This window comes from Salinibacterium sp. dk2585 (genome assembly GCF_008001035.1).
Taxonomy (GTDB): Bacteria; Actinomycetota; Actinomycetes; order Actinomycetales; family Microbacteriaceae; genus Homoserinimonas.
The window spans coordinates 478668-494497 of record NZ_CP042856.1; the positions used below are offsets into that span (position 1 = coordinate 478668).

Annotated in this window: 17 protein-coding genes and 3 tRNA genes; 12 read left to right on the plus strand and 8 right to left on the minus strand. The window is 68.2% G+C overall.

What is annotated here, in order from left to right; genetic code table 11:
* Nucleotides 1-4 precede the first annotated feature (4 nt).
* From hutU to FVA74_RS02245, 5 genes are read left to right on the plus strand one after another with little or no spacing between them, the layout of a single operon-like run.
* A complete protein-coding gene (gene hutU / locus FVA74_RS02225) occupies nt 5-1669 on the plus strand; it encodes a urocanate hydratase (RefSeq protein ID WP_147720166.1) in 1665 nt (554 codons plus the stop codon).
* Nucleotides 1666-2892, plus strand: coding sequence for an allantoate amidohydrolase (locus tag FVA74_RS02230; RefSeq protein ID WP_147720167.1), 1227 nt, complete (start codon nt 1666-1668; stop codon nt 2890-2892). Before hutU ends, FVA74_RS02230 begins: the two co-directional genes overlap by 4 nt.
* The gene (locus tag FVA74_RS02235) at nt 2889-4247 is read left to right on the plus strand and encodes a formimidoylglutamate deiminase (RefSeq protein WP_240792279.1); all 1359 of its coding nucleotides are present in this window, start codon (nt 2889-2891) and stop codon (nt 4245-4247) included. Before FVA74_RS02230 ends, FVA74_RS02235 begins: the two co-directional genes overlap by 4 nt.
* Nucleotides 4244-5428: an imidazolonepropionase gene (gene hutI, locus FVA74_RS02240; RefSeq protein WP_147720168.1), complete on the plus strand. Its 1185-nt coding sequence runs from the start codon at nt 4244-4246 to the stop codon at nt 5426-5428. The genes FVA74_RS02235 and hutI overlap by 4 nt, the downstream gene beginning before the upstream one ends.
* Nucleotides 5425-5997, plus strand: a complete 573-nt coding sequence (locus FVA74_RS02245; RefSeq protein WP_168220021.1) for a HutD family protein — start codon at nt 5425-5427, stop codon at nt 5995-5997. Before hutI ends, FVA74_RS02245 begins: the two co-directional genes overlap by 4 nt.
* A 17-nt stretch (nt 5998-6014) precedes the next feature.
* On the opposite strand, the gene FVA74_RS02250 is transcribed toward FVA74_RS02245, so the two are convergent.
* Entirely contained in the window at nt 6015-6869 is an 855-nt protein-coding gene (locus tag FVA74_RS02250; protein ID WP_370454494.1) for an IclR family transcriptional regulator, read from the minus strand.
* A 76-nt stretch (nt 6870-6945) separates the two neighbouring features.
* Between FVA74_RS02250 and FVA74_RS02255 the strand changes: the two genes are divergently transcribed.
* From FVA74_RS02255 to FVA74_RS02270, 4 genes are read left to right on the plus strand one after another with little or no spacing between them, the layout of a single operon-like run.
* Nucleotides 6946-7662 (plus strand): urea carboxylase-associated family protein, encoded by a 717-nt coding sequence (locus FVA74_RS02255; protein WP_147720171.1) that lies wholly within the window; start codon nt 6946-6948, stop codon nt 7660-7662.
* 43 nt (nt 7663-7705) lie between these two features.
* On the plus strand, nt 7706-8713 hold the full coding sequence (locus FVA74_RS02260; RefSeq protein WP_168220022.1) for an ABC transporter substrate-binding protein: 1008 nt from the start codon (nt 7706-7708) through the stop codon (nt 8711-8713).
* 43 nt (nt 8714-8756) lie between these two features.
* Nucleotides 8757-9557 carry an ABC transporter permease gene (locus FVA74_RS02265; protein WP_147720173.1) on the plus strand — a complete coding sequence of 267 codons (801 nt, stop codon included), beginning with the start codon at nt 8757-8759 and terminating at the stop codon, nt 9555-9557.
* Nucleotides 9550-10308, plus strand: a complete 759-nt coding sequence (locus tag FVA74_RS02270; RefSeq protein WP_147720174.1) for an ABC transporter ATP-binding protein — start codon at nt 9550-9552, stop codon at nt 10306-10308. Before FVA74_RS02265 ends, FVA74_RS02270 begins: the two co-directional genes overlap by 8 nt.
* Before the next feature lie 86 nt (nt 10309-10394).
* Here FVA74_RS02270 and FVA74_RS02275 read toward each other — a convergent pair whose 3' ends face one another.
* Nucleotides 10395-10664 (minus strand): hypothetical protein, encoded by a 270-nt coding sequence (locus FVA74_RS02275; RefSeq protein ID WP_147720175.1) that lies wholly within the window; start codon nt 10662-10664, stop codon nt 10395-10397.
* 209 nt (nt 10665-10873) lie between these two features.
* Between FVA74_RS02275 and FVA74_RS02280 the strand changes: the two genes are divergently transcribed.
* Nucleotides 10874-11311, plus strand: a complete 438-nt coding sequence (locus FVA74_RS02280; protein ID WP_147720176.1) for a GNAT family N-acetyltransferase — start codon at nt 10874-10876, stop codon at nt 11309-11311.
* Nucleotides 11312-11431: 120 nt separating this feature from the next.
* Here FVA74_RS02280 and FVA74_RS13510 read toward each other — a convergent pair whose 3' ends face one another.
* The 5 genes from FVA74_RS13510 to FVA74_RS02300 form a co-directional block, all read right to left on the minus strand.
* On the minus strand, nt 11432-11764 hold the full coding sequence (locus FVA74_RS13510; RefSeq protein ID WP_168220023.1) for an HtaA domain-containing protein: 333 nt from the start codon (nt 11762-11764) through the stop codon (nt 11432-11434).
* Complete coding sequence (locus FVA74_RS13515; protein WP_168220024.1) at nt 11761-11928, minus strand: hypothetical protein; 168 nt, start codon at nt 11926-11928, stop codon at nt 11761-11763. Before FVA74_RS13515 ends, FVA74_RS13510 begins: the two co-directional genes overlap by 4 nt.
* Nucleotides 11929-12009: 81 nt before the next feature.
* A tRNA-Phe gene (locus tag FVA74_RS02290) sits at nt 12010-12082 on the minus strand.
* A gap of 62 nt (nt 12083-12144) precedes the next feature.
* Nucleotides 12145-12218: transfer RNA gene (locus FVA74_RS02295), tRNA-Asp, on the minus strand.
* A gap of 24 nt (nt 12219-12242) precedes the next feature.
* Nucleotides 12243-12318 (minus strand) — tRNA-Glu (locus FVA74_RS02300).
* Nucleotides 12319-12604: 286 nt separating this feature from the next.
* On the opposite strand from FVA74_RS02300, the gene FVA74_RS02305 reads away from it, so the two are divergent.
* Nucleotides 12605-13795, plus strand: a complete 1191-nt coding sequence (locus FVA74_RS02305; RefSeq protein WP_168220025.1) for a peptidoglycan DD-metalloendopeptidase family protein — start codon at nt 12605-12607, stop codon at nt 13793-13795.
* Between the two features lie 172 nt (nt 13796-13967).
* Complete coding sequence (locus tag FVA74_RS02310) at nt 13968-15260, plus strand: M23 family metallopeptidase (RefSeq protein ID WP_147720179.1); 1293 nt, start codon at nt 13968-13970, stop codon at nt 15258-15260.
* Between the two features lie 72 nt (nt 15261-15332).
* On the opposite strand, the gene ppa is transcribed toward FVA74_RS02310, so the two are convergent.
* Nucleotides 15333-15824, minus strand: coding sequence for an inorganic diphosphatase (ppa, locus tag FVA74_RS02315; protein WP_147720180.1), 492 nt, complete (start codon nt 15822-15824; stop codon nt 15333-15335).
* Nucleotides 15825-15830: the final 6 nt, after the last annotated feature.

Below are 15830 nucleotides of genomic sequence, written 5' to 3' on the forward strand. Positions count from 1 at the left end.
GATCGTGAACCAGCACCTTCCCCGTCCCGTGCGTGCCGCGCGAGGCCAGCAGCTCACCGCGAAGTCCTGGGCAACCGAAGCGCCCCTTCGCATGCTCATGAACAACCTCGACCCCGAGGTGGCCGAGCGTCCCGAGGAGCTTGTCGTCTACGGGGGCACCGGCAAGGCGGCGCGCAACTGGGAGGCCTACGACGCCATCGTGCGCACCCTCGAGACGCTTGAGGCAGATGAGACGCTCCTCGTGCAGTCGGGCAAGCCCGTCGGGGTGTTCCGCACCCACGAGTGGTCGCCGCGCGTGCTCATCGCCAACTCGAACCTCGTCGGCGACTGGGCGAGCTGGCCCGAGTTCCGCCGCCTCGAGCAGGCGGGGCTGACGATGTACGGCCAGATGACGGCGGGTTCGTGGATCTACATCGGCACCCAGGGCATCCTTCAGGGCACCTACGAGTGCTTCGCCGCCGTCGCCGACAAGCGCTTCGGGGGCAGCCTCGCTGGCACGCTCACGCTGACGGGCGGTGCGGGAGGCATGGGCGGCGCACAGCCGCTCGCCGTCACCATGAACGACGGTGCCGTGTTGATTGTCGACGTCGATCCCGCGCGCCTTCGCCGCCGCGTCGAGCACGGTTATCTCGACGAGATGACCCACGACCTCGACGATGCGCTCGCCCGTGTGCTCGCCGCGAAGGCCGAGCGTCGCGCCCTCTCCGTGGGGCTCGTCGGCAATGCGGCGACCGTGTTTGCCGAGATCCTGGCCCGCGAGGTGCCAGTCGACATCGTCACCGACCAGACCTCGGCGCACGACCCGCTCAGCTACCTACCCGAGGGAGTCGCCCTCGACGAGTGGCACGCCAAGGCCGAGGCCGACCCGGAGGCCTTCACCGAGGCATCCCGCCGCACGATGGCCAAGCAGGTCAAGGCGATGGTCGAGTTCCAGGATGCCGGCGCTGAGGTCTTCGACTACGGCAACTCCATTCGTGCAGAGGCGTTGCTCGGCGGGTACCCGCGCTCCTTCGAGTTCCCTGGTTTCGTGCCTGCCTACATCCGTCCGTTGTTCGCGGAGGGCAAGGGGCCATTCCGCTGGGTGGCGCTCTCGGGTGACCCCGCCGACATTGCGGCCACCGACCGAGCGATCCTCGAACTCTTTCCCGAGGATGAGAAGCTGCGCAGGTGGATCACGGGCGCGAGCGAGAAGGTGCACTTCGAGGGGCTTCCGGCACGCATCTGCTGGCTCGGCTACAAGGAGCGCCACCTCGCTGGTCTCAAGTTCAACGAGATGGTGGCCTCTGGGGAGCTGAGCGCCCCCATCGTGATCGGCCGTGACCACCTCGACTCCGGCTCCGTCGCCTCGCCCTACCGCGAGACCGAGGGCATGGCTGATGGCTCGGATGCGATCGCCGATTGGCCGCTCCTCAACGCGCTGCTGAACACGGCGTCGGGAGCCACCTGGGTTTCGCTCCACCACGGCGGTGGTGTCGGGATCGGCCGTTCAATCCACGCTGGGCAGGTGCTCGTCGCTGATGGCACCCCCCTGGCTGCGGAGAAGATCGAACGGGTGCTCGTCAATGACCCCGGTACCGGTGTCATGCGCCACGTCGACGCGGGCTACGAACGCGCCTCGGAGGTCGCACGCGAGCGGGGCCTGCGTGTGCCCATGTGGGAGACCGAATGACGAACCTCGCCGCACCGGCTGTTGCCCACGGTCGCCTCGCTGGCCTCGACGACATCGTCGAGGTCGGCAGGGACGCCCGTCGCGGCGGGTACTCCCGTCACGTCTGGCAGGGTGCCGAGCTCGAACTGCGCGCCTGGTTCATGGAGCGCGCCGCCGAGCTCGGACTTGATGTCGAGGTCGATCGCAACGGCAACCTCTGGGCGTGGTGGGGTGCGCGGGGCGCAGACGCGGTCGTCGTCGGCAGCCACCTCGACTCCGTGCCGGGCGGCGGTGAGTTCGACGGGCCGCTCGGCGTCGTCAGTGCGCTCGACGCCATCGCGATGCTCAAGGTGGAGGGGTTCGTCCCGAGCCGACCGTGCGCCGTCATCGTCTTCGCTGAGGAGGAGGGGTCCCGCTTCGGCGTGGCCTGCCTCGGCTCCCGCCTCATGACGGGTGCGATCTCGGCCGACCGGGCGCGCTCCCTCGTGGATGCCGACGGTGTCAGCTTCGCGGAGGCCGCCGACGCGAACGGCGTTCCCTCCCGCCACCTCGGGGTTGATCGCGACGCAATGGGGCGCATTGGACTCTTCATCGAACTCCACGTGGAACAGGGCCGTGGCCTGATCGACCTCGACAGTCCGCTCGCGGTGGCCTCGAGCATCCTGGCCCATGGTCGCTGGCGGCTCGACTTCGCGGGGGAGGGGAACCATGCGGGCGCGACTCGGATGCGTGATCGCCGCGACCCGATGGTCGCCGCCGCACGCTCCATCGTCGCGATACGGGATGCCGCGGCCGCCCGCGCAGACGACCGTGCAACAGTGGGGCGCATGGAAGCGGTGCCGGGCGGGACCAACGTGATCCCCTCGCGGGTCTCCGTGTGGCTGGACGCCCGCAGCCAGGAGGACTCCGACATCCGCGCGCTTGTCGGCGAGATCACCGAACTGGCCACGGAAGCCGCAGCCGCGGAGGACTGTCTCGTCAGCATTGCCGAGGAATCCTGGAGCGGGCGGGTGTCGTTCGACACCGCCCTCCGCGACCGTCTCGTCGCGGGGCTCGGGGGAGTGCCCGTGCTGCCGACCGGGGCCGGCCACGATGCGGGCGTGCTCGCCTCGCGCGTGCCCACAGCGATGGTCTTCGTGCGCAACCCGAGCGGGGTGTCCCACTCGCCAGAGGAGCACGCGACGCTCGATGACTGCATCGCCGGGGTCCGCGCCCTTGAGGCAATCCTGCGGGGGCTTCTGTGATCCTGCACTGCCAGACCGCGCTCATCGACGGTGTTGCGGTGCCAGACGTGCGGATCCACTCGAGTGCCGACGGCCGGATCGCTGCGATCGAACGCGGCACGCCGCCGCGCGAGGGTGACGCGAGGCTGGGCCTCGTGATGCCGGGGGCCGGCAATGCACACTCGCACGCCTTCCACCGTGCGCTGCGGGGCCGCACGCACGACAAGGGCGGCGACTTCTGGCGGTGGCGCGACAGCATGTACGCGGCTGCCGCGCGCCTCGACCCCGAGACCTACCACGAGCTCGCGCTCGGGGTGTTCGGCGAGATGCTCACGAGCGGGTGGACGGCGGTCGGTGAGTTCCACTACGTGCACCACCGGCCCGATGGCTCGGGATGGCCCCGCCCCCATGCCATGGAGCTGGCCCTCGCTGAGGCGGCGAGCCGCGTCGGCATCCGGCTCACGCTCCTCGACACCTGCTACCTCGCGGGCGGCATCGGCCAGCCGCTCGCCCCCGCCCAGTTCGCGTTCACCGACGGCTCGGCTGACGCGTGGCTCGCGCGCTGGTGGCGACTGCGAGACGCACTGCCCGATGGGGTCGTGCTGGGCGCCGCCATCCACTCCGTGCGGGGGGTGCCCCGTGATGCCATCGCCGAGATCGTGCGCTCGGTGCCCGCAGACGTGCCCCTGCACATCCACCTCTCGGAGCAGCCGCAGGAGAATGCCGACTGCCTGCGCGAACACGGCGTTACCCCTACGGGCCTGCTGGCGCAGTTGGACGCGTTGTCGCCGCGGCTCAGCGTCGTGCATGCGACCCACCTGAGCGATAACGACGTGCGGATGCTCGGCGAGGCGGGCGTCACGGTCGTCATGTGTCCAACGACCGAAGCCGACCTGGGCGATGGCATCGGCCCAGCGTTGCGCCTCGCCGGCGCGGGGGCGACGATCGCGCTGGGGTCAGACCAGAACGCCGTCGTCGACCCGCTGCTTGAGGCGCGCGGGCTCGAGGCGGGGGAGCGCCTCGCCTCTGGCCTGCGCGGGCGCTTCACCCCCGCCGTACTCCTCGACGCGCTCTCGGTCGCCGGATACGGCGCGCTCGGCCTGCAAGGCGGGCTGCGGGAAGGTGCGCACTGCGACCTCGTCGAACTCGATGGGAATTCGGTGCGCACGATCGGGTCGGAATCGGCACAGCTTGCCCTCTCCGCGACCGCCTCGGATGTCATGCGCGTCATTGTTGGGGGCGAGATCGTGGCCGACAGGGGGCGCCTCGTCCTCAGCGCAGAGACAAGCGCGGACCCGGTCTCGCTCCTCTCCCGGGGCCTGCGCCGCCTCGATGAACCCGCCGCGATCGAAACGCCATCGGAGGATGCACCATGACTGGCTCACAGCTCATCACCGACATCGGTGAACTCACAACGAATGATCCCGAGCTTGGCCGCATCCGTGATGCCGCCATCGTCGTCGATCGCGGGCGGGTGGCCTGGATCGGCCCCGCCGCTGGGGCACCCGACGCCGACCAGTCGCTCTCCGTCGGCGGCCGGGCCATGCTGCCCGGCTGGGTCGACTCGCACACGCACATGGTGTTCGCCGGCGACCGATCCGCCGAGTTCGAGGCGCGCATGGCGGGCCAACGGTATGCGGCGGGTGGCATCGCAACGACCGTGGCGGCGACGCGCGCCGCGAGCGAGGCGCAGCTCGCCGACACGCTTGCCCGGCTCCGGCGGGAAGCGCTCCGCCAGGGCACGACCTCCCTGGAGACGAAGACGGGCTACGGCCTCGATGTCGAGACCGAGGCCCGCTGCGCCCGCATCGCCGCCGAGGGTGCCGATGTCGTGACCTTCCTCGGGGCACACGTCGTGCCCCAGGAGATGGATGCGCGCGCGTACCTCGATCTCGTGACCGGCCCCATGCTCGATGCCGTGCTGCCCTGGGTGAGCTTCATCGACGTCTTCTGCGAGGGTGGTGCCTTCGACGTGGAGCAGAGCCGGGAGGTGCTCGAGGCGGGTCGCCGCGCCGGGCTGGGCCTGCGCGTGCACGGCAACCAGCTCGGCCATTCCGGGGGCGTCGCCCTCGCGGTCGAGCTGGGGGCGGCGAGTGTTGACCACTGCAATGCGCTCAGCCATGACGACATCGCGGCGCTTGCCGACTCCGGCACGGTTGCGACCGTCCTGCCGGCCTGTGACCTTTCCACCCGCGAGCCCCTCGCTCCCGCTCGAGCGCTCATCGACGCGGGGGCCACGGTGGCGATTGCGAGCAACTGCAACCCGGGCACGTCCTACACGACCTCCATGCAGTTCTGCGTGGCCACCGCGGTGCTGCAGATGCACCTTTCGATCGAGGAGGCGGTGTGGGCCGCGACCCGCGGCGGCGCCGAGGCCCTGGGCCTTGCAGGCAGCCCCGACGCCGTGGGGATGATCAAGGTTGGGGGCCGGGCCGACCTCCAGGTGCTTGAGGCACCTTCCATCTCTCATCTTGCGTATCGGCCGGGTGTGCCGTTGACGGCGGCCGTGTGGGCCGATGGCGAGCGCGTCGCCGAGACCACACCGCTCGGGTCGTGAGCGGACTCGGTCTCGTCCGCGCCGGTGACCGTGTGGCGACGCCGTGGCGAAACGGTGAAGGGCTGACGAGCGAGGTTGCGGCGGGCCCGGAGGGGGCGGGCCTGAGTGATTTCGCCTGGCGAGTGAGCATTGCCACGATCGCGCAGGATTCCGAGTTCTCCCCCTTCCGCCACGTTGACCGCTGGCTCGTGCCGCTCGACGAACCGGGCCTGGAACTCGATATCGATGGCACGCGGCGCCTCATCGAACGTCATTCGACGGTCACTTTCACCGGCGAGGCGGATGTCGCGGCCCGTGAGGTGCACGCCCCCTCGCGTGACCTCAACCTCATGGTGGACCGCCGACGTTGCCGGGGCGCGCTCTCGGTCATGCAACTTCAGGGCGAAGCCCTCGTGCGCACAAGCCCCGCCCAGTGGGTGGTCGTGGTCGCCCTCGATGGCCCGGTGCGGGTGCATCCGCTCGGTTGCATGGAGGCCCTCGACGCCCTCGTCATCCCTCCGTCGGAGACCGTCGCGCTGTCGGGGGACGGCCCGCTGGCGATAGCCCAGGTGGAACTCCGGGCGCGCTGAGGGCGACAGCTGCGCGCTCAGCGGCGCCGCCCATACAGGCGCTCCTCGAGTTCGAGCGCGCCCTGCGCTGTGAGGCTCGCGAGACGCCGACGGCGATCGAGGCCCGCCTCCTCCGATGCATCCTCGGCGCGGTCCACCTCACTCGTGGCAAACGTGAGGGCAATGCTCGCGATGGGGTGACCGTAGGGATCACGCACGATGCTCGCGACGGAAGACATGCCCGGCGTCACGTCGTCATCGACGAACCCGAACCCGAGTTTGCGCACCCGGTCGAGCGTGCGCGCGAGCGCCGCCGGGCCCGCGGGCCCGGTGCCGTGGCGGGTCGTGAAGGCGTTGCGGTCGGGGTAGAGCGCCCGAACCTGACTTCTCGGCAGCTCGGCAAGGATCGAGCGCCCACTCGCGGTCAGGTGTGAGGGGAGCCGCACTCCCACCTCTGTGACGAGGGGAGGTTGGGACGGGTCACGCACCTCATCGATGTAGAGCACGTCGCGCCCGTGAAGCACACAGGTGTGCGCGCTGTAGCCGGTGTGTCGCACGATCTCGTTCAACACCTGTCGGCCCTGGCGGGTGAGGGGCTGATGGTAGGAGAACGCAGCACCGATTTCGAACGAGGCGATGCCGAGCGCATAGCGGTGGGTGCCATCGAGGCGCACGAGGAAGCCCTCGTCGACGAGGATCTTGAGCAGCTGGTAGACGGTCGAACGGGGCAGGCCCAACTCGTCCACGATGAGGCGAGCACCAATGGGGCGCTGGAAGCGCGACATGAGACGCAGGATCGCCAGGGTCGCGCTCGCCGCGGGAGCCTTCGAATCGATGATCTGCCCCTCTCGTCCCCCCGATTCTAGGGTGTGTCTGAGATACCGGACACAAATTGCCTCAGCCCGGCGCGCGAAACTTTGCCGAAATACGGCGCTCGCTTGACTTGAGCCACAGCACAAAACGATCGTGATGGAGCCCAAGATGAAGCCTGACCTCAAGACCTACTGGAAGCCCGGAGAGCATGTCGCATGGGATGACGAGCTCAAGGACTTCGGCAGCGCCGACGTGCCCGGCGAGATCCTCCACGACGTGCTCGTGCCCGCTCGCGGCTTCCTCCGCGCCCGCGTCGTCGAGGCTGGTGACGTCATCCGCATCGTCAACGTCGCAGGCCAGCAGGTCATGGATGTGATGCTCTACGACGCCGACAACATCAAGAACGTCGCATCCATGAGCAACACCATCCTCGCCGGCGGCACCAACAAGCTCACGACCGGGGTCACGATCTACGCCAAGCAGGGCCAGAAGCTCGCGACCGTGGGGCTCGACACCCGCGGTGTCGCGGCAGCCGACGGCGGCTACTGCTCCGACGCGGTCAACGAACTCCGCTACGGCATCGAGGGCAGTCCCAACTGCAAGCAGAACCTCGTCGCCGCCATGGCGGACTACGGCATGACCCCCGACGACCTCGAAGAGGGATGCTTCACCGCCTTCCTCAAGCTCGAGCACGACCACGATGGCACGACCCGGCTCTACCCCTCGCCGAGTGAGCCGGGCGACATCTTCGAGCTCGTCGCGGAGCGGCGCATCATCGTCTCCGCCTCGGCGTGCCCTTCGGAGCGAGCCGTCACCAACAACCACAACCCCACCCCGATGAAGGTCATCATCTACCGACCTGACGCGGCCTAAACCCCCACCCCGCTCCCTGCGAGCACCACATATTGGAGACACATTGAGAACACCACGGTTCCGCAAGGCAATCGCCGCGGCGCTCGGCACCGCCGTCGCGCTCACGCTCGTCGCCTGCGCGCCCAGCACCGAAGCCGACGACTCGGCGGATGCCAACCCCACCGTCGTCTTCGGCTGGCTCAAGTCCACCGCCGACCTCGCGGCGTACCACGCCGAGACGGTTGCCGAGGATGAGCCGATCGAGCTGCAGTCCGAACTCTTCAAGACCGCCGTCGACGTGCAGACCGCGCTCAACAGCAACCAGATCAACATCGGCATGCTCACCCCCGTGCACCTGCTGCGCGGCATCGAGCAGGGCCAGGACCTGCTCCAGATCTCGGGCAACACCCGCGGCAACTCGGGCATCATGCTCAGCAGCGAGCTCGGCATCGAGAACGGTGACTGGGATGCGCTGAAGGAGCTCCTGGAGGAGCGCAAGCTCAAGATCGCGGCATCCCGCGGCTCGATCAACGAGGCCCTCGCCATCGCGACGTTCGAGCACCACGGCATCGACGTCGAGAAGTCGATCGAACTCATCAACGTGACCGACTTCTCGCAGCACGGCGAAGGCATCCGCCTCGGCGAGTTCGATGGCGCCTTCACGATGGAGACCTTCGCGACCCTCATGCAGGTCGGTGGCTACGCCGAGCTCTTCGCGACGCCGTACGACACGGAAGCCGGCGACATCAACACGATCTTCGTCGCCAACGGCACCTGGGCCGAAGAGAACCCCGAGGCAGTGCAGGCCTTCGTCGACACGATCGCCAAGGCCTCCGCCGCGCTCGCATCCGACGAGGAGCTCAACATCGAGGTCGGCATGGAACTCATGGGCATCGACCGTGAGACCGCCGAGATGGCGCTCGCCAACAACCGCTACGAGCTCGGCCTCGGCGTGGAAGAGACCAAGGTGTTCGCCAAGCTCTTCTTCGAGCTCGGCCACCTCGAGCGTGACCTGACTGACGAGGTCGACGACTACGTCGACGAGTCCTTCGTGCAGGCCGCCACAAAGTAACCCCGTTCCCGTTCGTACGGGCCGCTGACAGAAGGTGCACCACATGAAACCCGGTCTCGCGAGACGCTTGCTCCTCGGAAGCGTCCTTCCCATCGCCCTCGTGGCGGTGTGGTCGCTCAGCTCGATTCTCGAACTCATACCCCGCACCTCCCTCCCCGCGCCGTGGAAGGTTGTCGAAGCATTCGGCACCTGGATCTTCGGCACGGGCAGCGGTCCGTACGACGGAACCTGGATCGAGGCGATCGGCGCCAGTGGTGGCCGTGTGCTGCTCGGCTTCTCCGTCGCCCTCGTCCTCGGCGTCGTGCTCGGGGTGCTCGCCGGCTACTTCCGCCCCTTCGGCGAGCTGGTGGACCCCTTCGTGCAGATGCTCCGGCCGATCCCCAGCACCGCGTGGGTACCCCTCACGCTCGTGTTCTTCGGGTTTGGTTTCCAGGGGGCCGTGTTCCTCATCGCGCTCGGCGCCTTCTTCCCCATCTTCCTCAACACGATGGAAGGCATCCGCGGCGTCACCGGCTCCCTCACCCGGGTGGGGCGGATGCTCGGATCCAATACTTTCCAACTGCTGCGCCACTTCGTCGTGCCGGCCTCGTTGCCCAATATCTTCATCGGCATCCGCCTCAGCGTCGGCCTCTCCTGGGTGCTCGTCGTCGTCGCCGAGATGCTCTCGGTGCGGGCCGGCATCGGCTACACCCTCATGGACGCCTACTCCATGGGCCGCTACGACGTCATCATCTCCGCCATGATCACCCTCGGCCTGCTCGGGTTCCTCTCCGACCGCCTCGTCGTGATCGTCCAGAACAGCGTGCTCAAGTGGCACAGAGAGACGAGCATCCAGAATGGCTGACGCAATCGTCACGTGCGCCGAGATCGTGCGCACGTTCCCCTCCAGTGACGGCACAGAGAACCAGGTGCTCCGCGGCCTCGACCTCGAGGTGCAGCGCGGCGAATGCGTCGTGATCATCGGGCCCTCCGGCTGCGGCAAGTCCACCCTGCTCAACATCCTCGCCGGCTTCGACAAGCCCAACTCGGGCACCGTCACCGTCGCGGGGAAGCCGGTTAAGGGTCCAGGCCCCGATCGTGCCGTCGTCTTCCAGGACTACGCGCTCCTGCCCTGGCTCACCACCCTCGAGAACGTCGCCGTCGGCCTTCGGATCCGGGGCATGCGCAAGAAAGAGCGACTTGCGCGAGCGCAGCAGTACCTCGACATCGTCGGCCTCGGCCATGTTGCCGACCGCGAGGTCTATCGCCTCTCGGGCGGCATGCAGCAGCGGGTCTCGATCGCGAGGGCACTCGCGCTCGAACCGTCCATCCTGCTCATGGACGAGCCCTTCGGTGCCTTGGATGCAATCCAGCGGGGCATCATGCACAAGGAGCTCACGCGCATCCGGCGCGAGACGGAAAGCACCGTGCTGTTCATCACCCACAGCCTGGAAGAGGCCGTGTATCTCGGTGACCGCGTGATCGCGCTCAGCCACGGCACGGCCGGTGCTCCCACCGAGGTGGCCGTGCCGCTCTCCTACCCGCGCGACCCGCTCTCGGATGAGTTCACCGAGATCATGCGGCAGGTGCGGGCTCTCCTCCCTGAGGAGCACTGAGCCGGTCGGGCCGGAGGGTGCCCCCTCGTCCTCCGGTCCGGCCTCACCCCGCCCCATGCCCGCCCAGCAGTTCGAGCGGGAGTGGCTCAGCTGATCGCGACGTGGCGGAGCTTCTCGGGGTTGCGCACCACATAGACCTCGGTGATGAGTCCGCCGTCGAGCAGGAACGTCGCCACGGTGTCGACCCCGTGCGCGCCCACGGCGATGAGGGCAGCGCGGCCGTTGAGCTCGCCGATGCGCAGCTCGACGGGGGCATCCGGGTTCTGCATGACGCCGAGGCCGAAGCGCAGCACCTTCTCCGCACCCGCAATGGGCCGCAGGGCCGCGCGACGCAGTCCGCCCCCGTCGCGGGCCATGGTGTCCTCCTTGTGGTGGTCGTTCACAAGGTCAGACACCGCGGGTCGCGAAAGTGTGACATCCGTCCCTTCGTGCGCTGTCCTTCACGGCGATGCGTCCGTTCGTGCGCGATGCGCGCAGCCGGGGAGGCGCATCACGCACACACGGCCGCATCGCTGTGGCGAGAGGGGTCGCGCCGATCCTCGCCGGCGGATGCGATGATCGACGGATGCCCGTGACCTTCCACTCCGCGCCCACCCGAGACCTCCCGGCCGAAGTGCTCTACCGCATCCTGTGGCTCCGCAGCGCCGTCTTCGTGGTCGAGCAGGAGGCCGCCTACGACGACATCGACGGCCGAGACCTTGAGCCTGGCACGGTGCAGTTCTGGGCCGAGCGCGACGGTGAGGTGCTCTCGACGCTCCGCCTGCTCACGGATCCCGAGGGCATGCGCATCGGCCGGGTTGCTACCGCGCCGTCGGCCCGGGGGCTGGGCCTATCAGCCCGCCTGATGACGGATGCCATTGCTCGCTGCGGCACCGCGGCCATCCGTCTCGATGCACAGAGTCACCTCGCCGACTGGTACGCCCGCTTCGGCTTCGCGGTCGACGGCGCCGAGTACATCGAGGACGGCATTCCGCACCTCCCGATGCTCCGCCCCGCGGGGTGAGTAGCCCCGCAGATTGAGTGGGTCGCCAGGGTCCTTTCCGCCGGTTGAATAGGCCCGCCAGGGCCGTATCGAAACCCGAACTACCGATCCCAGACCCGCAGCGTCAGCGCATCGAAGCGCTCACCCGTGCCGTAGACCCCGTTGAAGAGGGGCGCCGCGTTCATCCGATTCGAGCCACGGCTCGGCGAGCGTGAGGTCGAGCGCCCCGGAGTGCCCTGAGAAACGCACGTTCCCGCCGAAACGGATCGTGCCGCGGGCGGTTGCGAGTTCGAAGTCCGACTGGTCGACGAGGGGAAAATGCACGAGCCCGTCGGCGGATGTCGCACCCTCCGACACCCGGACGTCGCCGCCGGTTCCACTCGCGTAGCGCACGAAGCTCTCCTTGACGCCCCAGATGAGGCCGGGGTGGCTGCTGTTGTGCGCCGTCACAGGAAAGGAGAAGGAGCCGGTCACTCCGTGAGTTCGGTGCGAGTGCGAGGTGCCTCCGCGCGATACTGCCGCAAGGCAGAAAGCACGGCCCCTCGGATGATCGCCCAAAAAACGAGCAACGAGATGGCGATCACAACGAAGGCGAAGATGAACCCCACGATGTTCGCCTGAAGGAATACGTTGTTCATCCGGCCACTCTAGTGTTGGCGTCGCCTTTGTCCGCTTAACGAAAAGAACCCCCACCATGTAGAAGCTAGGTGAGGGTCCAGTGGCTCCGACCGGCGTCGATCCGGTGACCTTTCGATTTTCAGTCGAACGCTCTACCAACTGAGCTACAGAGCCGCACCTGGTGCGAAACCAGATGAAGAAGGCACGGAACACTGGCGAGAGTGTACCGTGCCTTGCGACCCTGACCGGACTTGAACCGGCGACCTCCGCCGTGACAGGGCGGCGCGCTAACCAACTGCGCTACAGGGCCAAGCTATGAAACTATGTTGTGTTGTGGTGACCCCAACGGGATTCGAACCCGTGCTGCCGCCGTGAAAGGGCGGTGTCCTAGGCCACTAAACGATGGGGCCGTGAAGAAACATCCTTCGTAGCTACCGAACGACAAGCATACGGATGCCGGGGCGTTTTGCCAAACTGAGCATCCGTTTTCATTTTGCGCCCGTCTGGGGGTGGGCAGTGGACTCTCCGAGAAAGTGCGCGTTGCTCCCCATTGGGCGCGCTTCGGCGGGCTAGATTCGGGGCATTCGGTGCGCAGCATCCCGCCTGTGCGCCACCGGGGTGCGCCGCTTTGGGGGCCCCGCCTGATCTCACAGCAGGAGTCGAGGAAGCATGGCGACGGCAAGCGTTCGGCCCCGGATGTCCCGGCTCCGCCTCGTCCTGGCTGTCGCTGTTGCCGCGGCGGTCGCGGTGACGGGCGCCGTTGTGGGCGACCCCCGCCCGCTGTCGGCCGTGGCTGCCGACTATCCCAGCTGGGACGACGTTCTCGCGGCCCGAGACAACGAGGCGGCGAAGGTGGCCGAGGTTGCGCGCATCGAGGCGCTGCTGAAGGCGCTGCAGGCCGATGTCAAGGCGAAGCAGGCGACCGCCGTGAAGCGCGGCGACGAGTACTTCGTTGCCCAGCAGGCCTACGACGAGGCCGCCTACCGCGCCCAGCAGCTGCAGGCCCAGGCCGATGCGGCCCGAGTGGTGGCGGATGCGTCGATGCTGCAGGCGGGCCAGCTCGCCGCCCGCACCCAGCGCGTCGGCGGCCCCGACATCACGGCGACCCTCCTCTTCGGCGAGGGCAACACGGCGAACCTGCTGAACCAGTTAGGCATGGCCTCGAAGGTCAACGAGCAGTCGAGCGGCGTATTCGCGAAGGCGAAGCAGGACGAGAACACGGCCCAGTCGCTGACCGACCAGGCGAATCTCGCGAAGGCTGCGCTCGAGGAGCTGGCGGCGGTCGCCCAGGAGAAGATGGAGATCGCCCAGAAGGCGGCGGATGCTGCGGCCGCGGCCCTCGAGGAGGAGCAGGAGAATAGGGCTCGCCTGCAGGCGCAGCTCGCCTCCCTCAAGGAGAACCGCATCGCGACCGAGGCCGAGTATACGGCCGGCATCAAGGCGCTCTGGGGTGAGGGTTCGGCGGGCGTCGTTTCGGCGACAGGCTGGGCTCGACCGTCCGGTGGCTTCATCTCGAGCAGCTATGGATGGCGCGTGCCCCCGAAGCGCGGCGCGAGCACGCTCCACGGCGGCGTCGACCTGGCGCCCGGTTGCGGCGCGCCGATCTTCGCGGCCCACGCCGGCACGGTCGAGTACGCGGGCTGGAACGGCGGCTACGGCTACTACGTGCGCATCAACCACGGCAATGGCCTCGCGACCGCCTACGGGCACATCGTCGCGGGCGGACTGCGAGTGGGTGTCGGCCAGAGCGTCGGCCCGGGCCAGCTCATCGCGCACGTCGGCACGACAGGCACCTCGACCGGGTGCCACCTTCACTTCGAGGTGCGTCCGGGCGGCGGAACGACCGATCCGGTCGCCTTCCTCCGCAGCCAGGGCGTCAGTATCTAGCCCCTGCCGCTAACCGCCGCCCCGCGGCATCCGACAGTCAGTGGGGCGGATGCCTCATTCTCCCGTTCAGTGAGAAGCTATTGCCATTGGGCCGCGAGTTGTTATTGTTACTTGTGTTAACAGTGTGACGGGGGATTCCACTGTGATTGCCGAGGCCGGGATACGGGGACACATGAAGCAGCACACCACCAAGACGCGTCGATCGCGGTCGCTTGTCGCGACCCTCGCAGTCCTTGGAGTGCTGCTCACCGGCGGACTCACGGGCCAGGCCACGCAGGCCGCCCACGCCGCCGACTACCCGAGCTGGCAGGACGTGCTTGCCGCCCGTTCGAGCGAGTCGTCCAAGAAGAACGAGATCGCCCGCCTTGAGCGACTGCTCGCCCAACTTGAGGCCAACGTCGCCTCAACCGAGGCTGAGGCGATGGCAAAGGGTGACGAGTTCATCGCCGCCCAGCAGGCATACGACGAGGCCGCCTACCGGTTCGCGACCCTCGAGCAGCAGGTCGTCGAGGCCAAGGCCGCGGCCGACGAGTCGATGACGAAGGCTGGCCAGCTCGCGGCTCGACTGCAGCGCGCCGGCGGCGGGGACCTCACGGCGCAGCTGCTCTTCACCGACTCGGATGACCTGCTCGGCCAGCTGGGACGGGCCACCAAGGTCGGCGAGCAGTCGAGCGGGATCTTCGCGAAGGCGAAGCAGGACGAGAACGCGGCACAGGCGCTGAGCGACCAGGCCAAGGTCGCCGAGGAGGCCCTCGCGGGACTCGCGGCCAAAGCCGAGACCGCCATGATCGAGGCGCAGCAGGCAGCGGATGCCGCCAATGCTGCACTCCAGGAGCAGGCGGGCAACCGCGAACGGCTCGAGGCACAGCTGAGTGTGCTGCGCGAGAATCGCGCCGCGACCGAGGCTGACTTCGCGATCGGCGAGCAGATCCGGCTGGCCGAGGAAGCGCGGCAGCGCGCGGCAGAGGAAGCGCGCCGCCAGGCCGCAGCCGCAGCGGCCGCCGCCGAGGCTGCCAAGAACCGGCCAAGCCCCTCGACCCCGACGGCCCCGAGCCAGTCGGGCTGGGTGCGCCCGTCAGGCGGCTACATCTCGAGCTCCTACGGATGGCGCGTTCCGCCGACCAACGGTGCCAGCACCCTGCACGGCGGTGTCGACTTCGCCCCCGGCTGTGGCGCCCCCATCTATGCGGCATCCGCCGGCACGGTGGTCTTCGCCGGCATGACGGGCGGCTATGGCAACTACGTCAAGATCAACCACAGCGATGGTTCGCAGTCGGCCTACGCCCACATCCGCCCCGGTGGCATCGCGGTCGGCTACGGCCAGTGGGTCAACGCGGGCCAGGTCATCGCCTACGTCGGCACGACCGGTATCTCCACGGGCTGCCACCTCCACTTCGAGATCCGCGTTGGCGGCTCAACGGTCGACCCCGTCCCGTACCTCCGGGCCCGCGGAGTCGGCGTCTAACCACCGCTGAGACGACATAAAAACACCCTCCCCGGCTCGGGGAGGGTGTTTTTATGTCGTCTCAGCGAGGGGTCAATGGTCTTCGGGGACGTAGGCGGCGTAGCCGGCCTGCACGATGGCCTCAGCCTCGTTGACGTCACCCCAGCCCTCGGTCTTGACCCACTTGCCGGGCTCGAGGTCCTTGTAGTGCTCGAAGAAGTGCTCGATCTCCATGCGCTTGTACTCGGGGATGTCGTTCACATCCTGGATGTGGTCCCAGCGCGGGTCCTTGGCCGCGACCGCGAGGATCTTGGCGTCGCTGCCGCCGTCATCCGTCATCTTGAAGACGCCGACGACGCGCACGCGCATCTGGATGCCGGGGAACAGCGGGTACTCGCCAAGCACGAGCACGTCGACGGGGTCGCCGTCGTCGGCAAGGGTGTTCTCGAAGAAGCCGTAGTCGGTCGGGTACGACATGGGCGTGTACAGCACGCGGTCGAGCACGACGCGACCGGTCTTGTGGTCGATCTCGTACTTGTTGCGGCTGCCCTTCGGCACCTCGATGATCACGTCATAGTCGGGCATGCGGCT